Origin of the sequence: Reichenbachiella faecimaris (assembly GCF_900176375.1) — a bacterium.
Lineage (GTDB): Bacteria > Bacteroidota > Bacteroidia > Cytophagales > Cyclobacteriaceae > Reichenbachiella > Reichenbachiella faecimaris.
Map to the genome: position 1 here is coordinate 349,200 of NZ_FWYF01000004.1, position 15,832 is coordinate 365,031.

Consider the following 15,832-nt stretch of genomic DNA (forward strand, 5'->3'; position numbering starts at 1 on the left):
TTTTTGCATCCTTGGCCAGAGCCAAATAAATTTAAGATTAAGGCGAATGATGGAAACGTATACGAGATAAATGTACCCAATTACTCAATTTTAGTTTCAAAAAAACAAAAAAAAGAGGCCAACAGAATTCTAATTCTGTTGGCCTCTTAGTCTAAATTTTTATAATCTATTTAACCAAATTAATGGGTTCTTTCACCTCATTTCCTTCTTTGTCCAGAAGAATCACCTGATCGAAGCCTGTGTTTTTGAACTGCTCCAACTGAGTTTTGGCATCACCTGATACCAGATAAATCATTTGATCTGGTGTGATATACTTTTGAGCCAAGGCCTTGTGCTCATCCAAAGTCATATTTCTAACTACATTTTCTTCGTCCTTGATATAGTCAGGTGCAAAACCGTACTTACTTCTGGTTTCGATCATACCTCTCAATGCACCCAATGTTTCAAATCTTCTGGCATTCGACTTGATCAAGGCATTTTTAGTAAACTCAAGATCTTCCTCACTTACGCCTTCCCGATACTTCTCCATTTCTTCTTTGAAAATCTTCACTGATTCAAAGGTAGTATTGGTTCTTACACTTGAACTCGCCGTGTACTCCCCTGTAGTCTCATCTCCTGAGAAGTTTGTTCTTGCTCCATAAGTATAGCCCTTTTCCTCCCTCAAGATCAGGTTTACATTGCCACTAAAAGAGCCTCCCAATTTATAATTCATTACAGTAGCTGGGTAGAAATCTGGATCAGGTCTCGACATGGATAAGTAACCAATATTGATAACAGACTGCTTAGCATCTGGGAAATCAACAAAATACAAACTTGGCTTTTCAGGGTTTGCAGGTGCCTCGTAAGTAGGTATTTCTACTTCTTTGGCTTTCCATCTAGTTTCCAATCCACTGAGTACTTTTTGAGCGTCTGCTTGTGAAATATCACCTACTACATGAAACGTTGAGATTGTTGGAGAGAAATTATTATCATAAAAAGCCTTTAGGTCATCAATGGTAATATTCTCTACATCTTCTGCTGTTCCTGAAGTACTATATCCACGGATATTTTCAGTACCATAAAGTAGTTTTTTATACACTTTACCAGTAACAGCACCTGGGTCTCCATCTCTTCTTTTGATGATATTTACTGTTCGTGTTTTGATCAGGGTGAATTCGTCCTCATCCCATCTTGGCTCAAGCAGAATTTCCTCCAATAGTGCCATGGCTGCAGGGAAATTTCTCGCCAGAGAATTGACTGTAAATGTGATGGCATCCTCTGAAGTAAACATACCTATCTCAGCACCCAGCAAGGCAATGGCCTCCTCTAATTCTTGAGGTGTCTTATTAGCTGTTCCTTCATTCATTATATCTGTCATCAAATTGGCTACACCAATCTTATCCAGATCATCCATCAAGTGCCCACCTTTAATCACCAAACTGGCATTTACCAATGGCAGTTCCTTTTGTTCTATACCATATACTGCCAGCCCGTTTTCAAGTGTGGTATTCCATTGGGTAGGAATAGTCAACTCTGGCATTGAGCCTATTTCAGGTGCTACCGTTCGATCAAAAGTAGTTTCTGATTTGATTACCTCCTCTACGACTGCAGCCTCATTGTTTTCAGCTACCATTTCCTGGACTACCTCCTCTACGACTGCAGCCTTTTCACAATTCGAAGCACTAAGGTTCATTTGTCCTTTGGGAACAAAACTGGTGAGGATGTATGGCTTGCCTTTGAGGTACGTATTATAAACCCTAAGCACATCTTCTTTAGTCACTGCCTGTATGTTGGCAATATCCTTTTCAATAAATTGAGGATCGCGAGCAAAGGTGTTGTAATAAGCCAATTGAAAGGTTTTGTTGAAAACGCTACTAATTCCATCATAGAATTCTGTTTCAATTTTGGCCTTCACCTGAGCTACATCACTGTCTTTCACTCCTTCTGTTTCGAACAGTTCAAAGGCTTTAGAAATACCGGCCTCTACAGAATCTAATGGAATACCCTGATTCGCATTGATTGAGATCCTAAGCGAGCCTGCCAATTCTTGAGAGCGATTCCACGCGGCCACGGACGACGTGAAGTTTTTCTCTTTTACCAATACCTTGTAAAGTGGCGCCTTTTTGCCATCTGACAGAATCTCAGCCAGAAAATCTAAAGCATAAGCATCTTTGCTGTATTCTTCTACTGTAGGCCAAACCATGTTGAGCTGTGGGGCTGTCGCGAAATTATCTTCGTGATAAAACCTTTTGGACGCATCCAGTTTCACAGGCTGAGGTTCCATTTCTGCTACCTCTCCTCTTTTACCTATGGGACCAAAATACTTTTCAACTAATGGCTTTACTTCTGCATTTTCAAAATCTCCTGCAATGACCAGAGTGGCATTGTTCGGACCATAAAACTGATTGTAAAATTCCTTTACATCTGCCACAGTTGCACTCTGCAAGTCTACCAACTCCCCGATCACCTGCCAGTTGTATGGATGACCTTCCGGGTACATGTTCTTGTCGATCACATAATTGGTATGGCCATAGGGTCTGTTGTCTACACGTTGTCTTTTTTCATTTTGAACCACTTCTTGCTGATTGGCAAAAGCACTTTCAGTGACTGTATTGAGTAAAAAGCCAAGTCGATCAGACTCTAACCAGAGCATCGTTTCTAGTGCGTTTTTTGGGACAATTTCGAAATACATGGTTCCGTCTTTCCAGGTAAAGCCATTGAGTGTTCCGCCTACATTTTGCACGATTTTAAAGAATTGATCTTGAGGCACATTTTCAGATTCCTGAAAAAGCATGTGCTCAAACAAGTGCGCAAAACCTGTGCGCCCAGGCTTCTCTCGATTAGATCCTACGTGGTATAATATGCCCACTGATACCACTGGATCAGATTTATCCTGATGCAAGACCACATCAAGTCCGTTGGCTAGTGTATATTTTTCTGATTCTATAGAGAATCCACTATCTGTCTGTTCCTTGGATGTTTCGCATGATGACGTGAAAATCACAACAACAGCCATGAAGACACTAAAGATTTTATTTAGCATGAATTTCATTGTTTAGGATTAAAATGATTTAATCAACTAAACTAAGAAAAATATCTAACTACTAATACTTGATTTTACTATTTACGAAATGAAAATGATCGACCTGGGTTTGGTGCTCGGAAAGATTCGATATAACCGCGATCTTGGCAAGTCACGTAGCAGGTTTTGCCATCCTTTCCTCCAAAAGCGATATTCGTTGGCTTTTGACCTTTTAGTTTGACTTCATTGATCAATTCACCTTGTGGAGAAACTATGGCAATCACCCTTTTGCCATATCGTGCGATATACAAATTACCTTTTATGTCGGTTCGCATGCCGTCCAGCCCGTGATCTGCAAATTCTATCAAAAGCCTTTTATTAGATAGGGTTCCTGTCTTACTTAAATCATAGACCCACACCTTGCGCTGCACGCTCTCATTGACATAAAGTAAACTATCGCCTGGTGCCACTTCCACGCCATTGGTGGTACCCATATTGGATTCAAGCAAATCAAACTGGCCATCCAAATCCACTCTCCATAGATTACCTGTACTTTCTGCCCAGTTGGGGTCACTGGCATATATCGTTCCGTCTGATGCAATCGCAAGGTCATTGGGTTGGTTCATTGTGCTGTCATGAGCATACACCATGGGTACCTTATATAGAGGGTCAATGGTTAGTATATTATGGTTGATATAGTCTGCCAAATACATCAAACCCTCTGGATCAAAACGAATACCATTAGCCACGCTCCCATTAGGAAGACTGTCGACATAAATCTCTAATTCTCCAGCTATACTTATTTTCCCAATGGTTCCGCTTTTCTTGGGATTGACGAAAAACAAATTACCTTCAGCGTCCACGGCTGGTCCTTCAAGACCCTGGGTAAAATCTCCGACAAAGGCAAAGTCGGAAACGATATACCACTCTGATTTTTGAGTGCAACTAAGAATGAATGCAGCAAGTATTAAGTATGAAAATGAATTTCTCATTGTATTTAATTTTACCAATGATAATTCAATTAGCACACTATATCTTATGTTTTCGCTAGATGGTGAACTATACTTCCCAAATGACTAATCCATCACCTTCACCTCATTATTCAAAGTCTCAATGGTGTCTTTGGCGTCGCCAAAAAGCATCTTGGTTTTGTTGTGGAAGAATAATGGATTTTCAATTCCAGAATAACCTTTGCTCATCCCTCTTTTGAGCACCACCACATTTTTAGCATTCAGAATTTCTAATACAGGCATACCATAGATTGGACTTCCTGGATCATCCAAAGCGGAAGGGTTGACTACATCATTGGCGCCTACTACGAGGCATACATCCGTATCACCAAGCATGCCATTGGCATCATCCAAGTCAATCAATTTATTATAAGGCACATCAGCTTCCGCCAATAGCACATTCATATGCCCTGGCATACGGCCAGCCACTGGGTGGATGGCATAATTCACATTTACTCCCCTGGACGTCAAACTTTTATCGAGCTCTTTACAAGCTTTTTGCGCTTGGGCGACTGCCATACCATAGCCAGGAATCACCATGACATTTTGTGCGTATCGCATCATAATGGCTGTGTCGTTGGCCGTAGTTTCTTTGATGTCACCTTGATCCGTAGCTACTGCTGAGGCAGAAGCACCAAATCCTCCGACCACCACGTTGATCAATGACCGATTCATGGCCTGGCACATAAGAACAGTCAAGATAGCTCCTGAAGATCCTACAAGCACTCCTCCAAGTAGCATGACCATATTGCCATATACCAAACCCGCCAAAGCAGCAGCTATACCTGTCAAAGCATTTAATAGTGAAATGACCACTGGCATGTCTGCACCTCCAATTGGCCAAACAAAAGTCAATCCGTAGATCAAGGAAACGCTCAAAATGATGAGTGGTAAAAATTCATAAGCTGTTGGGTTTGCTACTTGAAATACAATCAAACCAAGACACAGCGCCAACCAAATCAAATTGAAATACGAGGAAATTCCATTTCTCCAATCTTTCACCTTGCCCGCTAATTTGCCATAAGCAATTAAACTACCAGTAAAAGCTACACCACCTATGAACAAGGCCATATAAGTTGTCCCCATCAGGCCAATAGAAGAAGAAGCATCAAACTTATACGCTTCCAAAATCGAAATACAAACGGCACAAGCACCTCCAAATCCATTAAAAACAGAAACCAATTCTGGAATGCCAGTCATCTCCACCTTTTTGGAATAAACCATGCCGATCACTGAACCCATAGCAATAGCTACAAAAATATGGATCAGATTGCCCTGATCATTCGCCATGGGACTAAAAATTGCCACTAAAATGGCGGAACCCATACCCACGGCAGCAATCACGTTTCCATCTCTTGCCGTAGATGGGCTACTCAATTTTCTCAGCCCTATAATCAAAAGGACAGTCGAGACGATATATAATAATTCGATGTACTGCATCTTATTTCTTCTTAAACATTTCCAACATACGATTGGTCACGGCATGACCACCTACTACATTGATAGTGCCCAGCACAATGCCCAAGGCGCCTAATGCGAGTGTTACATAATCATTTGATTCCGCTTGTCTAACCAGTATGATGGCTCCAATGATAACGATACCACTAATCGCATTCGACCCCGACATCAAGGGTGTATGCAATACGGTTGGGACTTTTGAAATCACTTCAAAACCCAGATAAATGGTGATAATTAACAAATTGATCATGAGCACATGATCCTTCAGATAATCTAATATCTCAAACATGGTCTTTAATAATTTAATGGTTGGGGTTATGCTGAAACGGTGGATTCCCTTTCTACTTTCAACAGCGACTGACTTACTATTTCACTGTCATAAGGCAATTTATCCTTACCTTCTTTCAGCACGTATTTCAGGAAGTTGTAGATATTATTGCTATACAACAAACTGGCTTGCTTACCCATTTGATTGTATAATTTCGAATCACCAATGATTTTCACTCCGTCAATATCTACCGTCTGATCGTCTTTCGACAATTCGCAGTTTCCTCCACTTGCTGACGCCATATCTACGATGATGCTGCCTTGTTTCATGGCATTCACTGTGCGATTCTCTATGAGTATGGGCGCCTTTCTACCTGGGATATTGGCCGTTGTGATTACCACATCAGCCTTGACAGATGTTTCGTGAATCAATTCCTTTTGCTTGGCTATATAGGCCTCTGATTGCTCTACGGCATAACCTCCAGCCGCACTATCTTCTTGCGCACCTTCTACCTCGATAAATTTGGCACCCAAACTTTGCACTTCTTCTCTTACTGCAGTTCTAACATCAAAGGCCTCAACTATAGCTCCTAATCTTTTAGCCGTAGCGATAGCCTGCAATCCGGCCACCCCTGCACCCAAAATCAATACCCTGGCTGGCGGAATGGTACCTGCAGAGGTAGTCATCATTGGAAAATAGCCGGCAAATTCGTCAGCAGCAGTCACTACAGCTTTATATCCTGACAGCGAAGCCAAAGAGGATAGCACGTCCATAGATTGTGCAATAGTAGATCGTGGCAACAAATCAAGGCTAAATACTTGCGCCCTAGATGTTTTCAGGTTGGTGATGAGCTCAGACTCAACTCTACCGTTGAATTTACCTACCAACAATGCCTCTGGTTTAATTCGATCAATATCTGTTTTTGGAATGCTCGTACCAGTAAGTATGACGTCAGCTTTTGTAAGCACTTCATTTCTCGTGGAAATGACGGCTCCAGAAGATTCATAGACTTCATCATTATAACCAGATGATTTTCCTGCTCCTGATTCTACGACGACTTGATATTCGTCTTTGATCAACTTGGCCGCAACCTGTGGTACTAAAGCCACGAGATTCTCTGCTGTACATTTCACTACACCAATTACCATATCATGCTTACATTTTATACTTCAATAGAAATACAATTTTGGGTCAGTTGCAACATAGGCGCTAGCGCATTGCAAACGTACTAAGTAATAGGCAATTATTCTGGTATATTTTTTAATAATGCTGGTGTTTTATTGTCAAATTGAAAAAATATCAATCCATAACTACGTAAAAACAAACCGTCCAGCACTTACCTTCGCCCGATATTCAGTCATTTCTGGCTTGCATGAATTACATAAAAAATACTCATTTGGTCATAGGGGTATTCTCCCAAATATTGACTAATCTTTACTTATAAATAATATGTAATGACTTCTATAGCAGAGGAACTAGTTGGTAAAATTGATAAATGTCTAAAAAGCCACTTTCAGGCGAAAGTGGAGGAGCTTTTGGATCAAGAAGTCGATCACATGCTACAGATTGTGGAGCAGGTCAACTCCTACTACGCTTTGCCAGCAAAGAAAAGGTCTTCAGATGCTCAGTTGGCCCAATTCAAGCATAAGTTACTGGATCAAATCGATACGCTTTGGTCCAAGCCTGAGTCTCAAGATTTGGCAGTTTTGCACGAATCTTTCCTACATGAGTTGCAAGGAATTCTAGAAGATGTGTCAATTTATCAGACGGTAGAGCAAAGTCACGACAGATTTATTGCCATCAGCTCAGATCCTGCCTGGGTTAGAATTTTCAAACTTGGCAAAAGGCTCATCTATCATTTGACATGCTTACCCAATGGCATTGCCAATCTTTTCAGAAAGGAAAAAATTCATAAACCCTATTGGAAACATGAGATTCCGCTAAGAAATCTGGCGAAAAAACACTTCTTGGTTCAAGTACTTCTCGACCTCCAAGACGCAACTGAAATGCTATATTCAGGCGTAGCAAGCGAGTACGTAAACCTAAAGGAGTGGGAAGAAAAACTTAGTCATGGTGATACTGAGGCTTCTAAAATTGATGCTGACGATATGCTTAATTTCAAAAATGAATTGGGCAAATCCCTCAAGCGAAAAATAAAAGAAATCACTGGGCCAAAAGCTGTCAAATTTGAATTGGAATATGAGAAGGCCGGCACCTTTGAACTACCCGAAGCCAGACTGAGCAACGAAATAATCTATAACAAAGTAGAATCAGCCAAAAGCCAATGGAGCCTGAATGACCTGGAGTGGCGCAATACCAATTACGCCCTGTTTGAAGAATGGCGTATGGATCTCAACATCAACCTGCTCAAGCACAAAACGCTGGCGAGTTTGTTTGAATTTCAATCAGCACAATTCAAGAAAATCGATGACTACATAGGGCCAGAAATGGATGAAATCAAATCATTCATTGATGAAAGCATTAGCTCATTGAGCAAAGAACATGAATCTATTGCCAAAGAATTGAAACGACTAAATTATCAGGCAGTAAAAAAATTGGATAAGGAAGTGGTTCCACGTTTGTGCGATAAACTTTCAAATCAAACGGTCATTAACCTGATCAATAAATTAGAGGTCAGTATTGCCAATCAGGTAGAAGAGCTGTCTGACGAACGCGTGATTGTAAAAAGTGGTAGCTACAACGCCCCAATCAAATCAGAAGACCTTAACGTAATCTCTCCACACGAATTGATTGCTTTTGAGACTTTACCTATTTTCAAAAAACAAGTAGAACTGATCAAACAAGGTTCTTTCTCTTCGCTAGAGCGAATGGTGGAAAACGTGAAAGATCTCGATCATATCATCACTTTCAGTCTTTCGTCAGGTATTGCTTCTATGGAGCAACAAAGAGACCCACAAGAAGCCATATCTATTGCTGAAGAAGGGCTGAAACGTGCGGTCGCCCGTCTTATAGAAGAGCGCAACCAGCTCAACGAAGCCATGATCGTGAATGGTAATGAACTGGAAACAGTGATCAATACCTTTTGTGATGGTGTGATGGAACTCACTTTCAATGAGAATGTGAGACAGCTGCGGATGCGAATCACCAAGGCCAAGGCAACTCAGCAAGCCAAGGAGGTGCGACAAAGATTGGAAGAAAAAATGACCACTCGCAAAAAGCGTGTGGCCTTGGTACTACTTGGAATCTACAATGATGTCCGTCACAAGCTGAACTCACTGAGTGAGAGCTTTGTACTTACCGCCAAGAAGCCAGAGATATCCAAGCAAGTCTCTGATTTTCTACTGGAATCACAGCAAGCCATAGACAAATTGCCCCTGATTTATAAGCGCCTGTATCAAATCGAGCCACTAGAAGATCTGGAGCTTTTTGAAGGGCGAAAAGATGAGTTTGTCACGTTAAAAAAAGCATTTGAAAGTTGGCAAAAAGGACACTATGCTGCCACTGTAGTACTGGGAGAAAAGTGGGGTGGTTTGACCTCCTTTATCAATTACAGCCTGTCCCATGCCCGTTTTCCATTCACGATCACCAGAATGAAGCTGGAAGGCAATGGATGCAATGAAGATCACTTTATCCAGGTGATGCGTACCACCTTCAAAAATGATACTTTCACACAACTTGAAGAAGTAATCAATTATCTCAACTCCTCATCCAAACGAGTGGTGATATTGGAAGACATTCAAAATCTTTTCCAAAGGAAGGTGAATGGCTTTGAAGCCATGCAAATGCTTTTTCAGATCGTCAACAAAACCTATAAAAATGTATTCTGGATAATAAGTTCCACGGTATACACCTGGTCGTACCTAGAAAAAACCATCAACATCAACGAATACTTCAGCTACGTCATTGAATTAAAAACTATGACGAGCGACCAGATCATCAGCATCATTTGGAAACGCAATCGTATCAGTGGATTCAAAATTCAGTTTGAAACTGATGCAGGTTCTGCAGACGACAAGAAGTTTAAGAAACTGAATGAAGCAGAACAACAACAATGGTTGAAGAAGAAATTCTTTTCAGAACTCAATAGTTTTGCACAAAGCAACATCAGCTTAGCGCTGATCTACTGGCTGCTTTCTACTAAGGAAGTAGACGATAGCTCTATCACTGTCGGAACTTTCAAAAAACCAAACCTCAACTTCCTCACTGTCCTGGCCATGGATAAAATATACGCACTTCATGCGCTGATTTTACATGATGGTCTGACGATCGAGCAATTAGCTCAGGTATTAAATGTGACAGTGAAAAGCTGTGAATTGATATTGTTAGCACTGCTTGAGGATGGTATTTTGGTAAAAACCCATGAAGCTTATATGATTAATCCAATTGTATATAGAAATACCATTAGCTTACTTAAATCAAGAAATTTAATTCACTAATGAATAAGTTAGTCTTCATATCCCTATGGCTGATCACGAGCTTTTCCTCTTATGGGCAAGCTTCTGATAGTCTGAGCCTGGCGAAGATAGATTCTATCGTGGTCGCCAAGGTTGATTCAGTTCACACTTTGGATTCGGCACAATATGCCCAGCAAGCAGTCGAAAAGAAAAAAGTAGATCTCAAGACGCCTCCACAAGTCACAGAATTGATTTCCCTCCCAAATCTGTTTTGGAGTTTGATCTTTATTATCGTAGGCTATTTTGTGATCAAGTTTACTTCCAGAATTCTGGAAATCTTTGCGGAACGTAGTACCAAGTATCGTATCACCATCAAAAGCGTTATTCCTGTAATAAAAATTCTTGGCTGGGTGGTTGTCATCTTTTTGATCGTAGTCGGGATCTATCAGCCGCCTGCATCTACTGTGCTGGCATTCTCTGCTTCCATAGGCGTGGCAGTGGGTTTTGCTTCTCAGGATATTCTCAAAAACATCTTTGGTGGTATCGTAATCCTCTTTGATCGACCATTCAATTCTGGGGACAAAATTCAGGTAGGCGATACCTATGGCGAAGTGGTGGAAATCGGCTTGCGCTCCACCCGTATCGTAACACCCGACGACAATCTTGTCACTATTCCTAACGGAGAGATCATGAACAGCTCCGTGTCCAATGCCAATGCTGGCGAAGCCAACTGTCAGGTAGTAGCAGAAATCTATCTGCCTATTAATGCCGACACTGTACACGTACGAGCCCTAGCCATACAAGCGGCTCAGGTATCCAAATACGTATTCCTCAACAAACCCATTGTGGTCGTATTTTCTAATGAGCATAAGGAACGACAATCCATCATCAAAATGAAAATCAAGGCCTACGTGCTCGACATTCGAGACGAATTCAAGTTCAAAAGTGAAATGACTGAAATCGTAATTAAGAAATTGCTTGAAGAAGGAATATTGACGAAAGATTGAATTTCTTGTTTCATTCTAAATCTCTAAAACTGCTTATTGGATGGATAAACCTACAGGAATGTTTCTCATGATTCATCATATCCTCTAGCTTCGCAATAAATAGGCTCCTATGGCAGGCAAAGACATCCAAGAAGAACTTAAAAACCTACTCGTACTTCTCAAAAAAGAGAAGGAGGCTGACTTGCAGCAATACCGTCAGAAAATGGCTGGCACTTCGCTAAAAGAACGACGCAAACAAGGTGTCTGCTGGTATCCTATCAATTTAGAAAAAACCAAATTCGATGCTGGAGAAAGGTTAATTGTGAAAATATCACGACCTCCAGAGCATACGGATGCACATCTTTTTCAATCTGGAAAACTGATCAGCTTGTTCTCTGCCAATGGAGGGAATGGAGACTATGAAGATGCGGCAAATGGTGTCGTCAATAATGTGACCAAAACCCACATGCACATTACCATGAATGTAGACCATTTACCCGATTGGCTTCACCATGGGCAGATGGGAGTACAGCTACTGTTCGATGAAAATGCCTATCGGGAGATGGAGCGTACGTTGACAGCACTGCTCAATACAAAAGAAGAACGTATAAATGAATTCAAAAAAATACTACTAGGAGATAAAGCCGCACAATTCACTGACCATGAAACCATTCGTGATTTAGGATTGAATGACAGTCAGAATGCAGCACTACATCAAATTCACAATGCCAAGGATGTAGCTATCATTCATGGACCACCTGGCACAGGAAAAACCACCACGGTTGTACAAGCTATTTTGGAAACTTTGAAATCTGAAGACCAGATTTTGGTGTGTGCTCCCAGTAATGCTGCTGTTGATTTATTGGCTGAAAAACTGGGTGATCAAAAAATAGAAGTACTTCGCATCGGGCATCCTGCACGGGTCACTGAAGATATCCTGAATAAAACTTTGGATGCCAAGATTGCCAATCACAAAGATTTTAAGGATCTGAAAGCCTTGCGCAAACAAGCAGATGAGTACTTTGCCATGGCAGGTAAGTTCAAACGTAGTTTTGGTCATAATGAAAAAAAACAGCGAAAAGCGCTAAAGGACGAAGCCAGATCATTGAAAGCCCAAGCAGAACATCTCAACTATTACATTGTCAATGACATCATCAGCAAATCACAGGTTATTGCCTGTACATTAGTAGGTGCCAACAACCAAATGCTGAAAGGTATGACTTTCGAAACGGTATTTATAGATGAGGCCGCACAAGCACTAGAACCTGCCTCTTGGATTCCTATCCTAAAATCTGACAGAGTCATATTCGCTGGAGATCACTGTCAGCTCCCTCCTACCATCAAGTCTTTTGAAGCAGCCAAGGCAGGATTGGAAGTGACGCTTTTCGAAAAAGCCATTCAAAGAAATCAGGCGGACACCATGCTACAGGAGCAATACCGCATGCATGAGCAAATCATGAATTTTAGCAGCCGCTTATTTTACAAAGATCAGCTCATTGCCAATGAAATGGTAAGAAATTGGAGGGTATTTGTTGAAGATCAGACGGTTGAGTTTATTGACACAGCTGGCTGTGGGTACTTTGAGCAGGTCGATCCGGAAACCAGAAGTTCCTTCAACACAGAAGAGGCAGATTTACTTTTCAAGCACCTGACCAATTACCTGATGACTCTGGATGCCATGGGAAAATCGGATGATCTGGCGAGTATTGGAGTCATTTCTCCATACAAAGCACAGGTCATTAATATGCAAGAGCAATTGGCTGCTATGGAGTTGGATGAGATTACAACCAAGAAAGTTGCCGTCAATACTATTGATTCTTTTCAAGGTCAAGAACGTGATGTGATTTATATCAGCTTGGTACGTTCAAATGAAAATGGTGAGATCGGATTCTTATCTGACACCAGAAGAATGAATGTGGCTTTGACCCGAGCACGTAAAAAATTAGTCGTGATCGGAGATAGTGCCACCATAGGTCAGCACCCTTTCTATCAGAAATTTTTGGATTATGTCAATGAGGTGGATGCCTATCATAGCGCTTTTGAGTGGATGGCGTAAGTTGATAATTTAGATTTCCAGTCATCTGAAGCAAGCGTTCCGTTCTGGTAAATCTTCTAAATGCAATATTAAAATTCCATTTCTATCCAAAAACGATTGCATGAGCTCTGCGTTTGCAATGGAAAAACTAAGACTGCAATACTATATTTTGTATTTGCCACTTGTACAAAAAATCACACGCCCCTGACGAATATTCAATAACTCCCTACAAATATTCATCTGCCAATTTTTCATTCTTCAACTGGTTTTGATTTGAGCATAATTATTTAATTCTAATACTTTTTCAAAAAACAAAACCATGAAAAAAAATAACATGCTTTCCCTTGTATTTGGATCTGCACTAATTGCAATGTTCGCTACAAGTTGTGACGAAGACTTAACCAGCACTCCTTTGTCTATAGACTATCTAGATTCAGTTACAGTACGGATTTATCCTAAGACAGATTTAGATTTAACCTCTGCAGGCAATGAATCGGCACCAGCAGGAACCAGCGTTACAATCACTATTCCATACTCACAGTATTCTACTACAGGTACAGGAGGTGGCTCAAATAGCTCAATAGTTGTAGGTGATACGGTAAACGCGAATGGATTTGCAGAATTTACGGTACCTGTAGATGACAATGGCGTTAATGCTACTGTATCCGTAGATGGGTTCGAATTTGATCAAGTACAAGCTGATGGTAGCACTAAAGCTTCTTGGTATAATTTCACTCCAATAACCTATGCTTTAATATTAGGTGGCAAAAGTATCTATAGCCAAAGTTTAGCTACTATTACTGCGATTGATGAATCTTCAACTTTATTACCAGCTACATTGGTAGGCAATGTAACAGGAGAGTTCAACAATCAATCACCAGGTAAGGAATCCGCTCCAGAAGGAACAGTGGTTACGATCACCAAAGTAGACGGAGCAGAGCAGTTCGAAACAGAAACTACACTAGATGCAAACGGTCAATTCTCGATTGAGGTAGAGGTTAATAGAAACGGTGGCGACAGCTTTGAGGTCACTGTCAAAGCATTTAATGCCGAACAAGTTCAAACAGCTGGAGCTTCTCCTGCAACAATTAATGTAGAATTTGCTTCAACAACTGTTGACTACGATGATATTGTTCCAGGTCAAACAAAAATTCAAAATATTGTCCTAGCTGATCCAACAAGTACTGATACTGAAACTTCGGTTGAATTAATAACTATTAGCGGTACTATTTATTCTGAAACAAACGAAGATCAAGAGACTGCTTCAAGGGAGCAATTAGCTAATACTACATTAACTCTATATACAATTTTTGAAGGTGAAGATGAAGACGAAACTACAACAGTGCAGTGGTCTGAAGAAGTAACTACAGATGCCAATGGTAAATATACAGTTGACATTCCTGTAGACAATAATATCTATTTATCAAGTACGGCTCATGTGGATAGAACTTTAGATACTGGAGAAGTAGATGGTGATTTGAACCCTATTTATGAAACTACCACTTTTAGATTAGATATAGCCAGAGTCGCGGATGGAGCTGATACTGACGATACAGATGATGCTTTCCTATTGACAGGTGGATTGACCTTCGATCAAGGCGGTATAGATATAGGTACTGAAGCTGGCGCCGATCAATTTGCTAGTGACTGGGTTGAAGTAACTCAACCATGATTATCAGTAGGTGAATTCCATGCATAATCTGAAATAACTAACAAATTTAAAAGAACATCAAATGAAAAATATAGTAATATATCTGATGGTCGGAGTGATATGCTCCGGCTTTACAGCCCTTGCTCAGGATGGTGCTAGCACAAATAATGCAGCAGATACTGATAGACTGAAACCAAAAGCTGGTGATTTTGGGATAGGGATAAGTGCTATTCCTTACCTTAACTTTCTAGGTAACTTCGACACTGATCTAAACTTAGGAGATCAGACTTTATATGGCAAATATTTCTTGACTGATGCCACTGCGATTCGAGCTGTTTTATCAATGAATAACTATACTCAAATCTCAAATCTATACGCCCAGGATGATGCCGCAATAGCGCTAGATCCTACGAGTACGGCACAGGTAATAGATACACGAAAAATTAAGAGCTATAACATGGGCTTAACTTTAGGGTATGAAATAAGAAAGGACAGAAACAGATTTACCTTTCTCTATGGACCTTATGCGGGGTATCAGTACAGTACATCTAATACAGCATACACGCATGGAAATCCCATCTCAGCACTCAATGTTAATCCCTCCAGTAATTGGGCTGGTTCAGCTAGTGGTAGAACGTTGTCTTCCGATAACGGGATTACTCACACTCTCTCTGGTGGGCTATTTGCAGGAATTGAATTTTTCATCGCAAAGCAGTTTTCTGTGGGAGCGGATTTTACCTTGGCCTATAGTTACGCATGGAGCTCACAAGCAGACGCCAAGTACGAAGCATGGGATGGTACTCAAGTCTACGAATTTGATAGACCCACTAGCCCTGGCAATAAAAGCAGAGCCTTGAGTACTAACCAATATAGTAGCCCTACAGCTGCTGGAGCAATTTATATTCAATTCTATTTTTAGTACTTAAACTCTATGCAATCCTAATTACGAGTTACTGTATTAATGAATAAAATAATTAATAGCACTGGGTTTTGCTCAGTGCTGTTTTTTTATGTCTCAATTTGAATATTCAGTTTGTCCCTAAATAAGGCTACAATAAAACTAACCTT

At 40.7% G+C, this 15,832-nt stretch carries 10 protein-coding genes; 5 read left to right on the forward strand and 5 right to left on the reverse strand.

Features of this window, described 5'->3' with window-relative positions; translation table 11 throughout:
- Positions 1-166: 166 nt before the first annotated feature.
- The 5 genes from B9A58_RS18155 to B9A58_RS18175 form a co-directional block, all read right to left on the reverse strand.
- Complete coding sequence (locus B9A58_RS18155) at positions 167-3,022, reverse strand: M16 family metallopeptidase (protein WP_245827111.1); 2,856 nt, start codon at positions 3,020-3,022, stop codon at positions 167-169.
- Positions 3,023-3,099: 77 nt separating this feature from the next.
- Complete coding sequence (locus tag B9A58_RS18160) at positions 3,100-3,993, reverse strand: SMP-30/gluconolactonase/LRE family protein (protein WP_084374293.1); 894 nt, start codon at positions 3,991-3,993, stop codon at positions 3,100-3,102.
- 84 nt (positions 3,994-4,077) lie between these two features.
- Positions 4,078-5,451, reverse strand: coding sequence for an NAD(P)(+) transhydrogenase (Re/Si-specific) subunit beta (locus tag B9A58_RS18165; protein WP_084374294.1), 1,374 nt, complete (start codon positions 5,449-5,451; stop codon positions 4,078-4,080).
- 1 nt (position 5,452) lies between these two features.
- The gene (locus B9A58_RS18170) at positions 5,453-5,758 is read right to left on the reverse strand and encodes an NAD(P) transhydrogenase subunit alpha part 2 (protein WP_084374295.1); all 306 of its coding nucleotides are present in this window, start codon (positions 5,756-5,758) and stop codon (positions 5,453-5,455) included.
- Positions 5,759-5,784: 26 nt separating this feature from the next.
- Positions 5,785-6,885, reverse strand: coding sequence for an NAD(P) transhydrogenase subunit alpha (locus B9A58_RS18175; protein WP_084374296.1), 1,101 nt, complete (start codon positions 6,883-6,885; stop codon positions 5,785-5,787).
- Between the two features lie 306 nt (positions 6,886-7,191).
- On the opposite strand from B9A58_RS18175, the gene B9A58_RS18180 reads away from it, so the two are divergent.
- From B9A58_RS18180 to B9A58_RS18200, 5 genes are all read left to right on the forward strand, one after another.
- The gene (locus B9A58_RS18180; protein WP_084374297.1) at positions 7,192-10,134 is read left to right on the forward strand and encodes a hypothetical protein; all 2,943 of its coding nucleotides are present in this window, start codon (positions 7,192-7,194) and stop codon (positions 10,132-10,134) included.
- A complete protein-coding gene (locus tag B9A58_RS18185) occupies positions 10,134-11,099 on the forward strand; it encodes a mechanosensitive ion channel family protein (RefSeq protein WP_084374298.1) in 966 nt (321 codons plus the stop codon). Before B9A58_RS18180 ends, B9A58_RS18185 begins: the two co-directional genes overlap by 1 nt.
- A 109-nt stretch (positions 11,100-11,208) precedes the next feature.
- Entirely contained in the window at positions 11,209-13,134 is a 1,926-nt protein-coding gene (locus B9A58_RS18190) for an AAA domain-containing protein (RefSeq protein WP_084374299.1), read from the forward strand.
- A gap of 298 nt (positions 13,135-13,432) precedes the next feature.
- On the forward strand, positions 13,433-14,785 hold the full coding sequence (locus B9A58_RS18195; protein WP_084374300.1) for a hypothetical protein: 1,353 nt from the start codon (positions 13,433-13,435) through the stop codon (positions 14,783-14,785).
- A gap of 61 nt (positions 14,786-14,846) precedes the next feature.
- Positions 14,847-15,683, forward strand: a complete 837-nt coding sequence (locus B9A58_RS18200) for a hypothetical protein (protein ID WP_084374301.1) — start codon at positions 14,847-14,849, stop codon at positions 15,681-15,683.
- Positions 15,684-15,832: the final 149 nt, after the last annotated feature.